Source organism: Mesorhizobium sp. M7A.F.Ca.CA.003.01.2.1 (genome assembly GCF_003998945.1).
Classification (GTDB): Bacteria; Pseudomonadota; Alphaproteobacteria; order Rhizobiales; family Rhizobiaceae; genus Mesorhizobium; species Mesorhizobium ciceri.
Genome location: NZ_RZRA01000020.1, coordinates 1 through 17,487 on the forward strand (window position 1 = coordinate 1; position 17,487 = coordinate 17,487).

General features: G+C 61.3%; 17 protein-coding genes. 9 read left to right on the plus strand and 8 right to left on the minus strand.

Translation table 11 applies throughout. The annotated features are described in order from the left end of the window. Window positions 1-1,497 (minus strand): PAS domain-containing sensor histidine kinase (locus EN969_RS02175; RefSeq protein WP_127418978.1); only part of this gene is annotated, 1,497 nt, incomplete at its 3' end. Between the two features lie 535 nt (window positions 1,498-2,032). Here EN969_RS02175 and EN969_RS02180 point away from each other — a divergent pair. Both EN969_RS02180 and EN969_RS02185 read left to right on the plus strand, forming a co-directional pair. Further along, window positions 2,033-2,386 carry a DUF5330 domain-containing protein gene (locus EN969_RS02180; RefSeq protein ID WP_013532658.1) on the plus strand — a complete coding sequence of 118 codons (354 nt, stop codon included), beginning with the start codon at window positions 2,033-2,035 and terminating at the stop codon, window positions 2,384-2,386. Window positions 2,387-2,486: 100 nt separating this feature from the next. After that, window positions 2,487-2,915: a SufE family protein gene (locus EN969_RS02185; protein ID WP_013532659.1), complete on the plus strand. Its 429-nt coding sequence runs from the start codon at window positions 2,487-2,489 to the stop codon at window positions 2,913-2,915. 92 nt (window positions 2,916-3,007) lie between these two features. Here EN969_RS02185 and EN969_RS02190 read toward each other — a convergent pair whose 3' ends face one another. Together EN969_RS02190 and EN969_RS02195 are read right to left on the minus strand one after the other, a co-directional pair. Beyond that, window positions 3,008-3,433, minus strand: a complete 426-nt coding sequence (locus EN969_RS02190; protein ID WP_013532660.1) for a MucR family transcriptional regulator — start codon at window positions 3,431-3,433, stop codon at window positions 3,008-3,010. A 444-nt stretch (window positions 3,434-3,877) separates the two neighbouring features. After that, window positions 3,878-4,249, minus strand: coding sequence for an SH3 domain-containing protein (locus tag EN969_RS02195; RefSeq protein WP_164745941.1), 372 nt, complete (start codon window positions 4,247-4,249; stop codon window positions 3,878-3,880). A gap of 160 nt (window positions 4,250-4,409) precedes the next feature. Between EN969_RS02195 and EN969_RS02200 the strand changes: the two genes are divergently transcribed. From EN969_RS02200 to EN969_RS02210, 3 genes are all read left to right on the plus strand, one after another. Next, the gene (locus tag EN969_RS02200; RefSeq protein ID WP_013532662.1) at window positions 4,410-6,533 is read left to right on the plus strand and encodes a S9 family peptidase; all 2,124 of its coding nucleotides are present in this window, start codon (window positions 4,410-4,412) and stop codon (window positions 6,531-6,533) included. Further along, on the plus strand, window positions 6,530-7,156 hold the full coding sequence (locus EN969_RS02205) for a LysE family translocator (RefSeq protein ID WP_013532663.1): 627 nt from the start codon (window positions 6,530-6,532) through the stop codon (window positions 7,154-7,156). The genes EN969_RS02200 and EN969_RS02205 overlap by 4 nt, the downstream gene beginning before the upstream one ends. Before the next feature lie 157 nt (window positions 7,157-7,313). Further along, window positions 7,314-7,721, plus strand: coding sequence for an SET domain-containing protein-lysine N-methyltransferase (locus tag EN969_RS02210; RefSeq protein ID WP_013532664.1), 408 nt, complete (start codon window positions 7,314-7,316; stop codon window positions 7,719-7,721). Window position 7,722: 1 nt separating this feature from the next. Here the strand turns inward: EN969_RS02210 and EN969_RS02215 are convergent, their stop codons facing one another. The 4 genes from EN969_RS02215 to EN969_RS02230 form a co-directional block, all read right to left on the minus strand. Further along, window positions 7,723-8,670 (minus strand): cytochrome c, encoded by a 948-nt coding sequence (locus tag EN969_RS02215; protein ID WP_127418976.1) that lies wholly within the window; start codon window positions 8,668-8,670, stop codon window positions 7,723-7,725. A 9-nt stretch (window positions 8,671-8,679) separates the two neighbouring features. After that, the gene (locus EN969_RS02220; protein ID WP_013532666.1) at window positions 8,680-9,120 is read right to left on the minus strand and encodes a cytochrome c; all 441 of its coding nucleotides are present in this window, start codon (window positions 9,118-9,120) and stop codon (window positions 8,680-8,682) included. 156 nt (window positions 9,121-9,276) lie between these two features. Continuing rightward, window positions 9,277-9,876, minus strand: coding sequence for a superoxide dismutase (locus tag EN969_RS02225; protein WP_013532667.1), 600 nt, complete (start codon window positions 9,874-9,876; stop codon window positions 9,277-9,279). A 106-nt stretch (window positions 9,877-9,982) separates the two neighbouring features. Then, complete coding sequence (locus tag EN969_RS02230; protein WP_024505546.1) at window positions 9,983-10,861, minus strand: branched-chain amino acid aminotransferase; 879 nt, start codon at window positions 10,859-10,861, stop codon at window positions 9,983-9,985. A gap of 157 nt (window positions 10,862-11,018) precedes the next feature. On the opposite strand from EN969_RS02230, the gene EN969_RS02235 reads away from it, so the two are divergent. Further along, window positions 11,019-11,681 (plus strand): haloacid dehalogenase type II, encoded by a 663-nt coding sequence (locus EN969_RS02235; RefSeq protein WP_013532669.1) that lies wholly within the window; start codon window positions 11,019-11,021, stop codon window positions 11,679-11,681. A 170-nt stretch (window positions 11,682-11,851) separates the two neighbouring features. After that, the gene (locus EN969_RS02240; protein WP_013532670.1) at window positions 11,852-12,676 is read left to right on the plus strand and encodes a L,D-transpeptidase; all 825 of its coding nucleotides are present in this window, start codon (window positions 11,852-11,854) and stop codon (window positions 12,674-12,676) included. A 32-nt stretch (window positions 12,677-12,708) separates the two neighbouring features. Here EN969_RS02240 and EN969_RS02245 read toward each other — a convergent pair whose 3' ends face one another. Continuing rightward, window positions 12,709-14,256 (minus strand): helicase HerA-like C-terminal domain-containing protein, encoded by a 1,548-nt coding sequence (locus tag EN969_RS02245; protein ID WP_013532671.1) that lies wholly within the window; start codon window positions 14,254-14,256, stop codon window positions 12,709-12,711. Between the two features lie 329 nt (window positions 14,257-14,585). On the opposite strand from EN969_RS02245, the gene EN969_RS02250 reads away from it, so the two are divergent. Continuing rightward, window positions 14,586-16,028 carry a methylmalonyl-CoA mutase subunit beta gene (locus tag EN969_RS02250; RefSeq protein WP_013532672.1) on the plus strand — a complete coding sequence of 481 codons (1,443 nt, stop codon included), beginning with the start codon at window positions 14,586-14,588 and terminating at the stop codon, window positions 16,026-16,028. Further along, window positions 16,025-17,487, plus strand: a 1,463-nt coding sequence (scpA, locus tag EN969_RS02255) for a methylmalonyl-CoA mutase (RefSeq protein ID WP_127418977.1), incomplete at its 3' end; no start/stop codon positions are given. The genes EN969_RS02250 and scpA, both read left to right, overlap by 4 nt.

Consider the following 17,487-nt stretch of genomic DNA (forward strand, 5'->3'; position numbering starts at 1 on the left):
GTTCTGGATCTGCATGAAGGGCTTGCCGAGATTGGCGAAATCCTCCTCGGCGATGCCGATGCCGGTGTCCCTGACCCAGAAATGCAGGCGCGAACCGATCCGCTTGGCGCCGACGACGACGTCGCCGCCGTCGGGAGTGAACTTGATCGCGTTGGAGACCAGGTTGATGAGCATCTGCTGCACGGCGCGCTGATCGGCATTGATGTCGCCGGCGTCCGGCGCGATCTGCGCCTGCAGATCGATGTTCTTGGCCTGCGCCTGCAGTTGCATCATCGACTGGCACATATCGACCGCCTCCGCGAACCGGAACGGCTCGGGTTCGGTCGCATAGACGCCCGATTCAATCCTGGACACGTCGAGTATCGAGGTTACGACGGCGAGCAGATGCTGGCCCGAATCCCGTACCAAGCCGACATATTCTTTCTGGCGCGGATCCTTGAAGGCGCCGAACATCTCATGCAGCAGCATATCCGAGAAGCCGATAATGGCATTTAACGGCGTGCGCAGTTCGTGGCTGACCACCGCCAGGAAGCGTCCCTTCGCCACCTCGGCGGACGCGGCCGCCTCATTGGCTGCCGCCAGATCCTCGCGCAACCGGGCGATCTCGTCATTCTGCCTCAGGACGAACGTAAAGACATCACCCTGTTCCTCACCACGCACGAGATCAAGCGAGAACGGCCGGTAATTGTCGGCCGTCAGGCCATTGCCATTCTGAGGCAGCCGGATGCGCAATTCGAGCCGGCGCGACAGTGCGCCGTCGCGCATGTCGGCCATTGCGCTGAGATAGGAAACGCGATCCGACAGATGGACGCGATCGAAGAGGCCGTTTCCGGACAGCAGTTCGGGCGGCAGTTTCAAAAGCGTGCGCGCTTTTGGCGACGCGTCCAGGACCTCGCCATGACGGGCGACGCGCAAGACCACCGCATCGATGATGTCTTCGAGCCGGTCGGCAGTGTCGAGCACATCAGCCGCATCGGCCGTGTTTTGAAATGCCGATGCGCGCGGGATCAGTGTGAGCGTCCAGGCCAACGGCACCAACCAGTGCCACGCCGCGATCTGCGCTCCTGCGAACGGGAATACGGTTCCAGCCAAAGGCTGAGCCAAGATGGCGACAGCGGCCGACACGGCTCCCCACAGCGCCGCCCGCCGCGAAGCGCCGATCCACCAGGCTTCAAAAGGCAGCGCCACGACAAGCATGGCGACAGGCGAACTCAGCCCGCCCGCGGCGGCAATGAGACTGCCGAGAGAAATGCCGGCCAGCACCAGGGCGACCCAACTCGCTATCGCCATCTTGCCGGTCGCCGCCACCAGCAAGGCGACGAACCAGCACAGGCCAAAGGCGGCGAAAATGGCGGCCATGGTGACGGCGACGCCCATGCCTGAAGTAACCAGCGTGACCGCGGCACCGGCGACAAAGAAAGGAGCGGCGAGCATGACGCCGATAAAGCGGCGCTGGCGCTCGCGGTCGCTCCGCCCAAGGATGGACGGATGGACCATACGTTCGCAACCGGCCGAAATCGCGCCAGGCAATTCAACGTATCTGGCCTTGATTGAACTCAACTCAACGCACTCGCACTTGTCGTGGACAGCTCTGCTTTGCAGATGGTTCTGGTTGGCTTTGAAACTCGCATCCAGCGTTTAAGGAATGGATAAGGCAGGGCCGACCAGGGCCCGGCCTGCGGCAAATATCGGGATGCCGGCGGCCGAAAGCACGGACAAATGCAGCCATAGTAAACGGAGAGTTATCCGCCGACTGCACCCATCGGCCGGGCGCACTCGGCACCTGGACTTCCCTATTTCAAGAAAAACACAGGGAAATCATGGGGATATATGGTTATTTGTTGTTAAGGAAAATTGCTCGGATTTGAGACAAGTCGATTGCAGAACGGTTCGTTTCGAATTTGCCTAAAATTTGAGGAAAATTCTCTCTTTGCCCGCAAGCCGTCCTTTGCGCCTGTGTGCCAAAATCCTGCCTACAAAAGAGGTCATGCCATATGGATGCATGATCCGGTCACGACGAGAGGGCAAGGGCATGGTCTTCCTCATAAGAATGGCTTTCTGGTTTTCGCTGGTGCTGCTGGCGCTGCCATTGAGTGTCGGCCCCGATGAAGCGGGGCATGAAAGCGTCGGACCGATCCAAGCCTTGTTTGCGGCACGCGAAGCGGTTGGCGATATCGCCGGCATTTGCGAACGCAAACCCGATGTCTGCGAGACCGGCAAGTCGGCGATGCACACCATTACCGCCCGCGCCAAAGAGACCGCCAAGATCGCGGCAGCGATGATGGACGACAAGTCCGCCGCCGGCCCCGACACGTCGACGATGACCGGCAGCGTGCCCGAAGGAATCGTCTTGCCCGAGACCGTCAACCTGCCGCCTCAGAATTAAGCCGTTTCGACGGCGCACCGCGGGCTGTCTGCCCTCTCGACGCCCGCGGTGTCCTTGTTTTTTCCGTGACGCGGAGCCGCCGCGTGACTATATCCCAGACATGACCACGACGATCCAGACGATCCGCGACGACTTCTCGTTCCTCGAGGAATGGGAAGACCGCTATCGTTATGTCATCGAACTCGGCGAGGCGCTGCCGCCGTTTCCGGACGAGCAGCGCAGCCCCGCCAACAAGGTGCCGGGATGCGTCAGCCAGGTCTGGCTGACCACTGAACGCGGAGCTGGAGCCGATCCTGTCATCACCTTCTCCGGCGATTCGGACGCTCATATCGTGCGTGGGCTGGTCGCGATCATGCTGGCGCTGTTTTCCGGCAGGACCGCCAGCGAAATCCAGAAGACCGATGCGGAAGCGACATTGAAAGAACTCGGCCTCGACGAACATCTGTCGCCGCAGCGCGCCAACGGCCTTCGCTCGATGGTCAAGCGCATCAAGCGCGACGCCGAGGCAGCGCTCAAGCAGACCGCCTGACGCTTCCCGACCCGATCCGCGCGTCGCGGCTCGCAAAAATCAAACGGCGCCCGAAGGCGCCGTTGATGTCGATCCGATCTGGCTGGCAGCAATTACCGCGCTTTGCGCTTGCGGCCGAGACCCATCTTCTTGGCGAGTTGGGACCGGGCAGCTGCATAGTTGGGTGCAACCATCGGATAGGTAGGGTCGAGGTTCCACTTTTCGCGATACTGGTCCGGCGTCAGGTCATAGTGGGTCATCAGGTGGCGCTTCAGCGACTTGAACTTCTTGCCGTCTTCAAGGCAGACGATGTAGTCGTCATGAACCGACCGCTTCGGGTTGACCGCCGGCTTCTGCTTGTCGGCAGGCGGCTGTTCGGCGGTTCCGCCCACACGCCCGAGTGCGGCATGGACATCGGATATCAGGTTCGGCAGTTCGCCGACCGGCACGGGATTGTTGCTGACATAGGCGGCCACCACATCGGCGGTCAATTCGATCAGCGCATCGCTGTTTCTGGAAGGTGTTTCGACAATATCCATGGTCTTCGGTCCCCAACAAGAGTTACATCGATCTGCGCCCTTTTTTACAAGCAGGGCATCGCACGAATTTTGTGCAGGTAGAGTTTCTACGATTCGTGTCGCGGGCACATCAATGAGCGTGCAGACCAAGTAAGTCAATTCACCCCTCGCGCTATATTGAACGATATTGATCAAATGTTCCGCGATCAGCTTCAATCTTTCGTGCATTGTGTAATTTATCGATATTTCGCGTTCCCGTCGGCGGCAGCTGACGCAACGTCAGATCGCCGTTACATTCGTGGCAACTCACGAAACGGGTTTTAATGTTTGATCTTGCTTGGCTATCGCTCGAGAAATATTGGTTGTTCGCATTTGCCCACAAAACCACAGGTTGCCGTGGTCATACACAAGCAATCAGGCGACATGCCAGTCATCCGACCGATCGGCTGATTGCTGCCGCGTCAATCAATGCGGGATGATGTATTTGCCATAGGCCCAGCCGGTGACGAAATTGCCGTTCTGGACCGGATCATGCCAGACTTCGCACCAGCGATAGCGAATCTTTTGTGCCTGCTTCCATGCCGGCTGGTTGGCGATGTCGAGCAGGTTTATTCCGCCGGTGCATCGCCCGGTCATCTGCAGAACGGTACCGTTCGGATATCCCGCCTGCTTTTGGGATGTGCCCGAAGGGTATTTGCGTACATTGAGCGTGTCGCCGAACGGGACATTGGCCACTTGCCAAGCCGCGAATACGGTCGCATGAGACTGGCCGGCAAAGCCCAGAGTTAGCGAAGCAACGGCGAAAGCCGCAGCAGTCCGAGACCAAATAGTCATCATCTCTCCTCCCGGCTCATCTCCTGGAGCCGACACAACCCATACGCTCCGGCTCTTGAACCTGCCCTGATCGGCGTGTTCATTTGCCATTCAAGATACTTCTCCATTCGAGATGGCCCTTCAAGATACTGGCCCATTGAAGATACTGGCAAAGCGAGATGCAATGACCAAGACATCCATATTTCCGATCGTCAGCCCGCCAACGCCCGAGAAGCGGCCGGTTTCCGACACGCATCACGGCATCACGCGAACCGACGACTATGCCTGGCTACGGGCCGACAACTGGCAGGAGATGTTCCGCGACCCGTCATTGCTCGATGCGGGGATCCGCGCAGAACTCGAGGCGGAGAATGCCTACCAGTCGAAGCTGATGGCCGACACGGTCGAACTGCAAAAGCAGCTTTTCAAGGAGATGAAGGGCCGTATCAAGGAAGACGATTCTTCCGTGCCGATGAAGGATGGGCCCTATGCCTACGGCTCGTCCTTTAAACTTGGTGGCGAGCAGCCGCGCTATTTCCGCATGTCGCGCGACGGCGGCGCCGAGCATATCCTGCTCGACGGCGATGCGGAGGCCGCGGGCAAGGCCTATTTCCGTCTTGGCGGTGTCGACCATTCGGCCGACCACGCCAAGCTGCTATGGGCATTCGACGACAAGGGCTCCGAATTCTACACGCTTCGCGTGCGTGACCTTGCCGATGGCAAGGAGCTTGCCGACCAGATCCCCGACACCGGCGGTTCAGGCGTCTGGAACGCAGGCAATGACGGCTTCTTCTACACCCGTCTCGATCCCAACCATCGCCCGTCCAAGGTACTCTTCCATGCGCTGGGCGACAGCCCGGACAGCGACCGGCTGATCTATGAGGAAACCGATCCCGGCTTCTTCATGAATGTCGACGGCACCCGCAACAACGAATGGATCATGATCGGCATCAACGATCACGAGACTTCGGAATACCGCCTGATGCGCGCCGACGATCCGTTTGCCGAACCGAAACTGGTGTCGCCGCGCGAGGTTGGCCTTCAATACGAGCTGGAAGAAGGCGGCGATATCTTCTTCATCCTGACCAATGCCGACGGCGCCAAGGACTTCAAGATCATGACGGCGCCGGCGAGCGATCCCGTGCGCGCCAACTGGCAGGAACTGGTGCCGCACGAGCCCGGCCGGCTGATCCTGTCGGTGATCGGCTTCAGGGACCACATGGTCCGGCTCGAACGCAAGGAAGGCCTGCCGCGCATTGTGGTGCGCGACCGTATCAGCGGCGAGGAGCATCTTCTGTCCCTCGACGAGGAGGCCTTCTCGCTCGGCCTGTCGGGTTCCTATGAGTACGACACCGAGATCATGCGCTTTTCCTACTCGTCGATGACGACGCCCGCGCAGGTGTTCGACTATAACATGCGCACCCGCGAGCGGGTGCTGCTGAAGACCCAGGAAGTGCCGTCCGGCCATGATGCGGACCATTATGTCACGCGGCGGCTGATGGCGCCGGCCAGCGATGGCGAACTGGTGCCGATCTCGCTTTTGCATCATCGCGACACGCCGCTGGACGGATCCGCACCTTGCCTGCTTTACGGCTACGGCTCCTATGGCATCACCGTGCCGGCCGCCTTCAACACCAACTGGTTCTCGCTGGTCGACCGCGGCTTTGTCTTCGCCATTGCTCACGTTCGCGGCGGCAAGGACAAGGGCTATGGCTGGTACGATGACGGCAAGCGGGAGAACAAGATGAACACGTTCACCGATTTCATCGCCGTCGCGCGCCATCTGGTCACCGAGCGTTACACGGCGCATGACCGTATCGTCGCGCAAGGCGGTTCGGCCGGCGGCATGCTGATGGGTGCCGTCGCCAACATGGCGCCGGATTGTTTTGGCGGCATCGTCGCCGAGGTTCCCTTCGTCGATGTGCTCACCACCATGCTCGATGCGACCCTGCCACTGACGCCGCCGGAATGGCCCGAATGGGGCAACCCGATCGCGTCCGCCGACGACTATCGGACGATCGCTGCCTATTCGCCCTACGACAATGTCTCTGATCACGACTATCCGCCGATCCTGGCGCTGGCCGGTCTCACCGATCCGCGCGTCACCTATTGGGAACCGGCCAAATGGGTGGCCCGGCTGCGCGACCGCAAGAGCGGCGACAATCCGGTTCTGTTCAAGATCAATATGGATTCCGGCCATGCAGGCGCTTCCGGCCGGTTTTCGCGGCTGGAAGAGATCGCCTACACCTACTCCTTCGCGCTGAAAGTGATGGGCAAGGCGCAGCTTACGGGAGCAACCAACAAATGATCGACCTGACCACCCTGATCGCCTACATCGCGGTCGTGCTCGGCTTCGTCTTCATTCCAGGCCCCGCCACCCTGCTGACGATCGCCCGGGCAACGAGTTCCGGAACCAGGGTCGGCATCGCGACGGGCGCCGGGATCGCTGCCGGCGACGTCTTTCATACCGTCATGGCCATGATCGGCATCTCGGCGATCATCGCCGCGTCGGCGACGCTGTTCAGCGTCATCAAGTACATCGGCGCGGCCTACCTGGTTTATCTCGGCATTCGCGCGATCATCGAGAAAACACCGGCCAACCCGGCGGCCGGTGCGCTCGCGATCTCCGCCGGCAAGGCGTTTCGACAGGCTGTCCTGACCGAAGTGCTCAACCCCAAGACCGCTCTGTTCTTCCTCGCTTTTCTGCCTCAGTTCGTGCGGCCTGAAAACGGATCGGTGATGCTTCAGATGGCCGCGTTGGGGGTCATCTTCGTCATACTGGGCCTTTTCAGCACGGTCGTCTTTGCCGTGAGCGCTGGCCGGCTCGGCACGTTCCTGCGCCGAAATCCGTCGGTGTTACGATTGCAGGGCAAAGTTGTCGGCGGCATCTACTGCGCTTTGGGCGTCCGTCTGGCGCTGCAGCAACGCTGACTCTGGACGATAATCGACGCACCCTTTCCAGAGGGCTGGGTGTCAGGACTTTTTGAAGCTCCCGTCGCTCATTTTCACTCGCAATTGCGACGACCGCGCGCTACCCAGTGCGCGGCTTTTCCCGGCCTGACAGCCTCCAATCGCGTAAAGGTTCATTATGCTGCTCGTCGACGTCTATCTCGACAAATCACCCATCCAGGGAATCGGCGTCTTTGCCAAGAACCACATTCCTCGCGGTACTCTGATCTGGAAGTTAGACCCAAGGTTCGATCGGCTCATCGAGGTCGAGACTTATGAGCGGGCGGCCGGCCCGGTGAAGAGCTATCTCGACCGCTACTCCTATCCTGACCGCCGCGATCCGAACTACATCGTCTTCGAAGCCGACGACGCGCGCTACATGAACCATGCCGACGAGCCTAATTGCGACGTCTCCTCACCCGAGGAGAGTTTTGCGCTGCGCGACATCGCGCCTGGCGAAGAGTTGACCTGCAACTACAACCATTTTTTCGAAACGGGCTTCGATTTTCTCGGTGACCGCCACCTGTCATCCGCAGACTCGATCTAGACTAGTTCGCCCTCTTGCGGGCCGGATAGCCGTTTGGATGCGCGGGTATCGCCTTGAGATAGGCGGCGATGGCAGCACGGTCCTGCGGCGCCAGCTCGGCCATGTTTCGCTGCACGTCGACCATGGCGCCGCCGACGGAATCAAAATCGGGCGTGAAGCCGGTTTCGAGGTAGTTGGCGATGTCGGCTTCCGACCAATCGCCTATACCGCCCTCGCCCGATGTGATGTTCGGCACGACGCCGCTGCCTTCGGCAGCCACCGCACCGGCCAGCCACACGTTCTTTTTCGTACCACCTGCGAGGTCGCGCGGCGTGTGGCATTCGCCGCAATGACCCGGCCCCTCGACCAGATAGCGGCCGGCCATGACCGGATCGGGCGTGGCAGCGGGAAATGGAACGACAGGCTGGTCGCCAAGATAGAGCAATTTCCACAGGCCGATGCCGCGACGAATGTTGAAGGGAAAACCGAGCGAATTTGCAGGCGCCTTGCCGGCGACGGCCGGCAGCGTCTTGAGGAAGGCATAGAGATCGCCAATGTCGACCGGATTCATGCGCGCGTAGGACGCATAGGGAAACGCCGGATAGAAGTGTCGGCCCGAAGGCGACACGCCCTTCAGCATGGCATTGGCGAGGTCCTCGACCGACCATGCGCCGATGCCGTCCTTGGCGTCTTGCGAAATGTTGGGCGGCACGAAGGTTCCGAACGGCGTCTTGAGCTCGAGACCGCCCGCGAGTTGAAGCCGCGCATCGCCCTGTGAGCCCGGCTTTGCATGGCAGGATGTACAACCGCCGGCAAAAAAAATGCGCTTGCCCCTGGCTGCGTCGCCAGGACCGAGCTTGGCCAGGGTCTCCCTGTCGAGCCTCACCGGCGCCGACCCGACCCACCCGGCAACCGCGCCGACGCCGCCGAGGATGACGATGGCGCCGACGAGTTTCTTTAGCCAGGGCATCGCCCGCTATCAGCCTTTTTTCACCCGGTAGGTCTGGTGGCAGGTGCCGCAATCGGAGCCGATGGCGCCGAATTGCGCCTTCAACGCATCGACGTCGGCAGGAGCGGCAGCGGCCGCTGCCTTGACGTCGGCGACATATTTGGCGTTGGTGGCCTTGAAGCCGGCCATGTCTTCCCAGATCTTCGGCGACGCAGTGGTATCGCCGCCTGTGTCGCTGCCCGCCGGAAACAGCGCGTCGACGTCGACTTTCTCGGCATTCGCATGCAGCGCCTGCAGCGCCGTCAGCACCGCGGCGGCATCAAACGGCTCCTCGCCCTTGACCACTTTCGACAGGCCGCCGACGATCTTTCCACGTTCCTTCATCAGTGCCTGCCGGTCGAGGATCGGGTCGGCAAAGGCCGCCGAAGCCGCGAGTGCGAGCATAGAGATGGCGATAACAAGCTTTCTCATTCAATTGGCTCCATGATGAAGGCATTTCGGGACAGGACGTCAACGGATGTTACAGAGGGAAAATTCCCTTCCCCCTGATGATTTTTGCCGGACCTTTGCTCTTGCGGGACGCAGAAAAGAAAAGCCCCGGGTGATACCGGGGCTTCTGGAAATCGATCACTTCGCCTTTTCGTACAATTCCAGGACATGGTCCCAGTTGATCAGGCTGTCGACGAACGCCTCGAGATATTTCGGCCGGGCGTTGCGGTAGTCGATGTAGTAGGAGTGCTCCCAGACATCGACGCCGAGGATCGGCGACGCGCCATGGACGAGCGGGTTTTCGCCGTTCGGTGTCTTGGAGATCGCCAGCTTGCCATCCTTGACCGAGACCCAGGCCCAGCCGGAGCCGAACTGTGTCGTGCCAGCGGCAATGAAGTCGGCCTTGAACTTGTCGTAGCCGCCGAGATCGCTATCGACTGCCTTCTGCAAGGCGCCCGGCAGCTTGTTGCCGCCGCCGCCTTTCTTCATCCACTTCCAGAAATGGATGTGGTTGTAATGCTGGGCGGCATTGTTGAAGAGGCCGGCATTCTTGCCGAACGACTGCTTGACCACCTCTTCGACCGACAGATCGCCCAAGCCGGCCTCGGCGGCGAGTTTGTTGCCGTTATCGACATACGCCTTGTGGTGCTTGTCGTGGTGATATTCCAGCGTCTCTTTCGACATGTAAGGCTGCAAGGCCTCATAGTCGTAAGGCAGAGCGGGCAATTCAAAGGCCATGGATAGTACTCCCTCGTGGAAAAATCCGGTGTCGATACCGGAGTAAGATAGGTCTGGAATGGGTTGGGACAACTCCGGATGAAGCGTCGATCGCCTTTTTATCCGCTCAAACAGCAGAAGTCGAATGCGCCCAATCCCAATAGAGTTCGCGCGCTTTTTTGGCCACCGGCCCGGGTTGCAGATTGCGATCCTCGATGCGCGTGATCGGCACCACCTTGGAATGGTTCCCGGTCGAAAAAATTTCGTCTGCTTCGAGGAAATCGCGCACCGACAGCGTCTTTTCCGTGGTCCTGAAGCCATATTCGCCGAGCAGCGCTATCGTGCGCGAGCGGGTGATGCCGGATAGGAAGGTGCCGTTCGGCGCAGGCGTAAAGACGTGGCCATCCTTGACCAGGAAGATGTTCGAGGTTCCGGTCTCGGCGACGTTGCCCAGCATATCGAGCACCATTGCGTTGTCGAAGCCGCGCATCTTGGCTTCGAGAATGGCCCTACCGTTGTTGGGGTAAAGGCAGCCGGCCTTGGCGTTGGTCGGCATGGTTTCAATGGTCGGACGCCGGAACGGCGACACGGTCACCGAAAAGCCAGTCGCCGGAATCATCGGTGATTCATAGAGGCAAAGGCAAAAGCGCGTCGAGGCGGGATCGGCCGGCACGCCCATATAGCCGCCATGCTCGGCCCAGTACATCGGCCTGATATAGACCGCCGTCTTGCCGTCGAACTTCTTCAACCCATCCCATGTCAGCCCGACGATCTTGTCGGCGCTCATGTTCGGCTTCAGGCCGAGCGCAATCGCCGAGGAATTCACCCTGGCTGCGTGGAAGTCGAGATCCGGCGCCACGCCTTCGAACCAGCGGCCGCCGTCAAAAACGCTGGTGCCGAGCCACATGGCGTGGCTGCGCGGCCCCAGAATGGCGACGTTGCCTTCGTGCCAATCACCATCGACGAAAGTCCATGTCGTGGATTGCGCCGCAGCCGCCAGTGTCATCATCTCGTCCCGTCTCAATCGGTCTCGTGTGACAGCCATTGGAAGATGCTTTGGCGGGCGCCGTCAACCGGCATCATGGAGTTTTGTTGAGGCCAGTGCCGGGGCGCAATGCAATCAAAGCTTGCACCTTGTCGCGCCTGCCCTCAAAACTGCTGTCATGCAATACGCCGCCTATGTCTTCGACGCCTATGGCACGCTGTTCGACGTGCATGCCGCCGTACGCCGTCATGCCGACCGGATCGGGCCGGACGGCCAATTGCTGTCCGAGATCTGGCGCGCCAAACAGCTCGAATATTCCTGGGTGCGCACGCTGATGGGCGCCTATGCCGATTTCTGGCAACTGACCGAACAGGCGCTCGATTTCGCCTTGCGCAAGGTTCCCTCGGCCGACCCCGGTCTCAAGGCGATATTGCTGGATGCCTATTGGCGGCTCGATTGCTATCCGGAAGTGCCGGCCGTGCTCAAGGCGCTCAAGGCTTCGGGAGCGAGGCTGGCGATCCTGTCCAACGGCTCGCCCGAAATGCTGCAGGCGGCGGTCAAATCCGCCGCGCTCGACCAGGTTCTGGACGATATCTATTCCGTCGATACGGTGCGGCGCTTCAAGACCGATCCCGCGGTCTACGACATGGTCGCCACCGGCCGGCGCCTCTACCCCGGCGCGGTTTCCTTCCAGTCGTCCAATCGCTGGGACATTGCAGGCGCCACCAAATTCGGCTTTCGCACGGTGTGGATCAACCGCTCCAACCAGCCCGAAGAATACCGGGACTTCCCACCGGCCCTGATCCTGCCGTCGCTCGAAGCCCTTGTGCCCGGCAGCTAAGAGACCTGTGTCTCTGGCGCCACAGTAGCAGCCTGGTCACAGCTTCGCCTTTCTTTGCCCACGTTCGGGCCAGAATCGGAACCGCCTATCGCCCCAGGTGTTGTCAGGCACCCGCGTAACTGTCGGCGAATTCACGCTTTGTTGCGATTTGAGACTTAAAGAAGGCAACCATGTCCATAACCGAAATCGAATCTTTTCGCCTGAGCCGTCGCGGCTTTCTCAATGCCGCAGCCCTGGGCGCCGCTTCGATCGCGGTTTCCGCATGCGCCACCACCGGGCCGGGTCCGGTCGAGCCGCCGCCACCAACCTATGTCGAGCCGCCTCTGGCGGACTATGTGACGATGTATGCAGCAGTCAGCGACGGCGGCTTCGATTTGCCGGCCATCCCAGTCGACAAGATCGATCCGCAATTCCTGCGTCAGATCGTTCCCGACCCGACGGGACAGAAGCCGGGAACCATAGTCGTCGATACGACCGGCCACTTCCTTTATCTGGTTCGTCCAGGCGGTCAGGCGATACGCTACGGTGTCGGCCTTGGCCGCGCCGGCTTCGAATGGTCCGGCGACGCCGTCGTTCAGTGGAAGCAGAAATGGCCAAAATGGACGCCGCCGGACGAAATGATAGCCCGCCAGCCGGAACTGAAACCCTACAGCGCCGACAATGGCGGCATGCCCGGCGGCCTGAAGAATCCGCTCGGTGCACGCGCGCTCTATCTGTTCCAGGGCAATGTCGACACGCTCTACCGTCTGCACGGCTCGCCGGAGTGGCGCTCGATCGGCAAGTCGGTGTCGTCAGGCTGCGTGCGTCTGATGAACCAGGACATTATCGACCTCTATGATCGCGTGCCCTCGAAGACGCCGGTCATCGTGACCAGCGACGCCAGCCAACCCATGGTGGCGACGGCCAACCGACAGGCGATCCCGATCGATGCCGGCGTGCCGGACGGTTCGGTGCTGCTTGGACCGGTCAAGGCGATCACGAATTCGATTTTCTGAGCTGACTAGGCAGCGGCGCCCGCTGCCTCCAGTCACCGCCCGCGCGACAAGCTCCCCAGAATGCCGCGCACGATTGCCCGACCGACCGAGGAGCCGACCGAGCGCACCACCGACTTGATCGCCGCCTCTGCGACCGTCTGGCGGTTGGACGGGCGCGGTGCAGATGTGCGCCTGCCACCGGATTGCGGCGCGGGATCGTCATTGCCGAAGCCCGGAATGGTCCAGCGCGAGCCGCCGCTGCCGGCCTGCTGGGCCTGCTCTTCGGCATCCTGCGCGTCCTTGGCCTTTTTCTGCAGCATTTCGAAAGCCGATTCGCGATCGACGGCCTGATCGTACTGGCCGGCGACCGGGCTTTCCTGGATCAGCTTTTGCCGCTCAGCGGCCGTTATGGGCCCAAGCCGCGAGGATGGCGGGCGGATCAGTGTCCGCTGCACCATGGACGGAACACCCTTGGCTTCCAACGTCGAGACCAGCGCCTCGCCAGTGGCAAGCTGTGTAATGGCGGTCATGCAGTCGAAATCGGGATTTGGCCGGAACGTTTCGGCCGCCGTCCGGACTGCCTGCTGCTCGCGCGGTGTATAGGCGCGCAGCGCGTGCTGGACGCGATTGCCGAGCTGGGCCAGGACTTTTTCAGGGATATCCAAAGGGTTCTGGGTGACGAAATAGACGCCGACGCCTTTCGAGCGGATCAGTCGGACGACCTGTTCGACGCGATCGATGAGCACCTTGGGTGCTTCGTCGAACAGAAGATGGGCCTCGTCGAAGAAGAACACCAGCTTCGGCTTGTCGGGGTCGCCGACTTCCGGCAGCACCTCGAACAGCTCCGACATCAGCCATAGCAGGAAGGTCGCGTAGAGCCGCGGATTCATCATCAGCTTGTCGGCGGCAAGCACGCTGATGGCGCCGCGTCCGTCGCGGGTGGTGCGCATGATATCGGCGATACGCAGTGCCGGTTCGCCGAAGAAGTTTGCGGCCCCCTGCTGTTCGAGGACCAGCAGCGTGCGCTGGATAGCCCCGACCGATGGCTTCGTCACGTTGCCATAGCGCGAGCCGATCTCGTCGGCGCGCTCGGCGATGTTGGCGAGCAGCGCCTGCAGATCCTTCATGTCGAGCAGCAGCAAGCCTTCCTCGTCCGCCAGGCGGAAGGCGATGTTCATGATGCCTTCCTGCGCCTCGGTCAGGTTCATCAGGCGCGACAGCAACAACGGCCCCATTTCCGAGACCGTGGCGCGGATCGGATGACCCTGCTCGCCGAACAAGTCCCAGAAGATAACGGGAAATTCCTGGAAGTCATACGGATCGAGCTTGACCTGTTCGGCCCGCTTGACGAGGAAATCCTGTGCCGTGCCCATCATCGCGATGCCCGACAGATCACCCTTGATGTCCGCGCAGAACACCGGCACGCCGGCGTTGGAAAATCCTTCGGCCAGGATCTGCAAGGTGACGGTCTTGCCGGTGCCGGTGGCGCCGGTCACCAGGCCGTGACGATTCCCATATCGCAGCAACAACTGCTCGGCACGCTGATAGCTGTCGTCGGGCTTTCGGCTGGCGCCGATGAAAATACTGGTCTCGTCAGCCATATGTCCGGTCTCCGCAAACTGATGTGTCTAAAGCCAGTGGCCTTGCCGCAGGTATAGTGAGGCCATTGCACAGCGACAATGCCATTCGTCCAAATCGGGGCCATTCGTCCAAATCCGGGCCATTCGCCCAAATCGGCCCCATTCGTTCAGATCGGGTTTTTGGAGCTTGCGGATTTTGCCGCTGTTTGGCAATCGTCGTCCACGCGGACTGACCTATATCTGATGGATCGAATCCGGTCTCTGAAAGCGCATTGCATTGCGATATCGGACCGGGGACCGTAGACTGAACCGCTCCCGGCTGGTGCGGCCGCATGAAACGAGGAGGACGGATGGGCGCCGGAGCCTTGATCCAGGACGTGGAACCCGAGAACGCCGAGCGTCAGCGATGGCTCGCCTTGGCGGAAAAGGCATTGGCAGGCGCTTCCTTCGAGGAAAAGCTGGTCTCGCACAGCGATGACAACATCCGTATCGAACCGCTCTACGACCGCAGCACCGCGGCGGAACCGATCGTGCGTACAAACCCGAAATCGCCATGGATCGTCAGCCAGCGCATCGACGATCCGGACATCGACCGTGCCAGAAGCCAAGCGCTGGAGGATGTTGCACAGGGTGCCACGGGATTGTCGCTGGTCTTCGAAGGGGCGCCCAACGCGTTCGGCTACGGCTTGCCGAGAACGGCGGAGGCGCTGGAGGCGGTGCTGGACGGCATACCGCTCAACCGCATCCAGGTTCGCATCGACGCCCATCCCTGGAGCCGCGCCGTGGCCGACTGGCTGGTCGCGTTCCTGAGCAAGCGGCGATCGGACCCGGCAAAGCTCAACCTCTCCTTCGGCATCGATCCAGCGGCGATCTTCGCGGGAACCGGTCGGCTGCGCATGTCGATCGAGGCGCTGCAGGCCTCTATGCCACAGTCGCTGGCGCACTTCTTCGCGATGGGCGTTCCGGGCGTGCTGCTGGAAGCTGACGGGCGCGTGTTCCACAATGCCGGCGCCACGGAAGCGCAGGAACTTGGCATCATGCTGGCTTCGGCTGTCTCCTATCTCAGAATGTTCGAGACGGCGCGGCAGCCGCTTGTCTATGCCGCACCCCATATCGGTTTTGCGCTCAGCGTCGACCAGGACCAGTTGCTGTCGACGGCCAAGATGCGAGCACTGCGCAGGCTATGGGCGCGGGTGCAGGAGGCTTGTTCGATCCCGACATCCACCGCCAATATCCATGCCGAGACGTCGTTTCGCATGATGACGGCGATGGATCCGGAGACCAACATCCTGCGCACCACCATTGCATGCTTTGCCGCGGCGTGCGGCGGCGCCGATTCGATCTCCATCCTGCCGCACACGATCGCGCATGGTCTGCCGGCGGGTTTTGCCCGTCGTGTTGCCCGCAACACGCAGCTGATCATGGCCAATGAAAGCCATATCGATCATGTCACCGATCCCGCCTATGGTTCCGGCGCCGTCGAGGCGTTGACCGCGGAGTTGTGCGAGTTGGCGTGGACGGAATTGCAGACGATCGAAGCCGAGGGCGGTGTCCTGTCCAGCCTTCAGGACGGACGCATCCAGAAGCGCGTCCACGCAGCTGCGGAGCAGCGCAATGCAGCCTACCGCACAGGCCAACGGGCCATCATCGGCACCACGCTCTATCCATCGAAAGACGAACGTCCGGTCGAGACGCTGGCGGCGGAACGGCGGCCGGCCTTCACCGAAGGCGTTGCCGTCTGCGAGGCGCTGTTTCCAGTCCGCATCGACCAATCGATCGGAGCCGGCTCTTGATCCCGGACTTCGGCCAGATCGGCTGGGTCCCGCCACGCCGCGCTCCCGTCGAGGTCAAAGGCCAGCGGACCACGCCGGAAGGGCTCGTCGCCAAGCATCTGTACAATCAAAGCGACCTCAAGGGGTTGCCGCATCTCGACACCTATCCCGGCCTGCCGCCCTTCGTGCGCGGCCCCTACCCGACCATGTATGTCCAGCAGCCCTGGACCATCCGGCAATATGCCGGCTTCTCGACGGCCGAAGAATCCAATGCATTTTACCGACGCAACCTTGCCGCCGGCCAGAAGGGCCTGTCGGTCGCCTTCGATCTCGCCACGCATCGCGGCTATGACAGCGATCATCCGCGCGTTGCCGGCGATGTCGGCATGGCTGGCGTCGCCATCGATTCCATTCTCGACATGCGGCAGCTCTTCGACGGCATTCCGCTCGGCGAGATGACGGTATCGATGACGATGAACGGCGCGGTGCTGCCGATCATGGCGCTCTACATTGTCGCGGCGGAAGAACAGGGCGTTGCGCAGAAAGATCTCGCCGGCACCATTCAGAACGACATTCTGAAAGAGTTCATGGTCCGCAACACCTACATCTATCCGCCGAAACCCTCGATGCGGATCGTGTCGGACATCTTCTCGTACACATCGAAGAACATGCCGAAGTTCAATTCGATATCGATCTCCGGCTATCACATGCAGGAGGCCGGCGCGACGGCCGACCTTGAACTCGCCTATACGATCGCCGATGGCATCGAGTATGCCCGCGCCGGCGTCGCGGCGGGCCTCGACATTGACCGCTTTGCGCCGCGCCTGTCCTTCTTCTGGGCCATCGGCATGAATTTCTTCATGGAAGTCGCCAAGCTGCGGGCCGCGCGCCTGTTGTGGGCGACCCTGATGCAGAAGAATTTTTCGCCCAAGGACGAGCGCTCGTTGTCGCTGCGCACCCATTGCCAGACTTCTGGCTGGTCGCTGACGGCGCAGGATCCCTACAACAACATTGTCCGCACCATGATCGAGGCAATGGCTGCAACGCAGGGCCACACCCAATCGCTGCACACCAATTCCTTCGACGAGGCGATGGCGCTGCCGACCGACCATTCGGCGCGGATCGCCCGCAACACCCAGCTCATCCTGCAAAAGGAATCCGGCACCACGCGCATCATCGACCCGTGGGGCGGTTCGGCCTATCTTGAACGGCTGACGCATGATCTGGCGGCGCGCGCGCTTGCTCATATCGAGGAGGTCGAGGCGCTCGGCGGCATGGCGGCGGCGACCGAACAGGGCATTCCCAAGCTGCGCATCGAGGAAGCTGCCGCGCGCACGCAGGCGCGGATCGATTCCGGCGAGCAGATGCTGGTCGGCGTCAACGCCCATCGGCCCGAGACCGACATCGAGGTCGACGTGCTGAAGATCGACAATGCCGAGGTCAGGGCCCGGCAATTGTCGAAGCTGCAACGGCTGAAGGG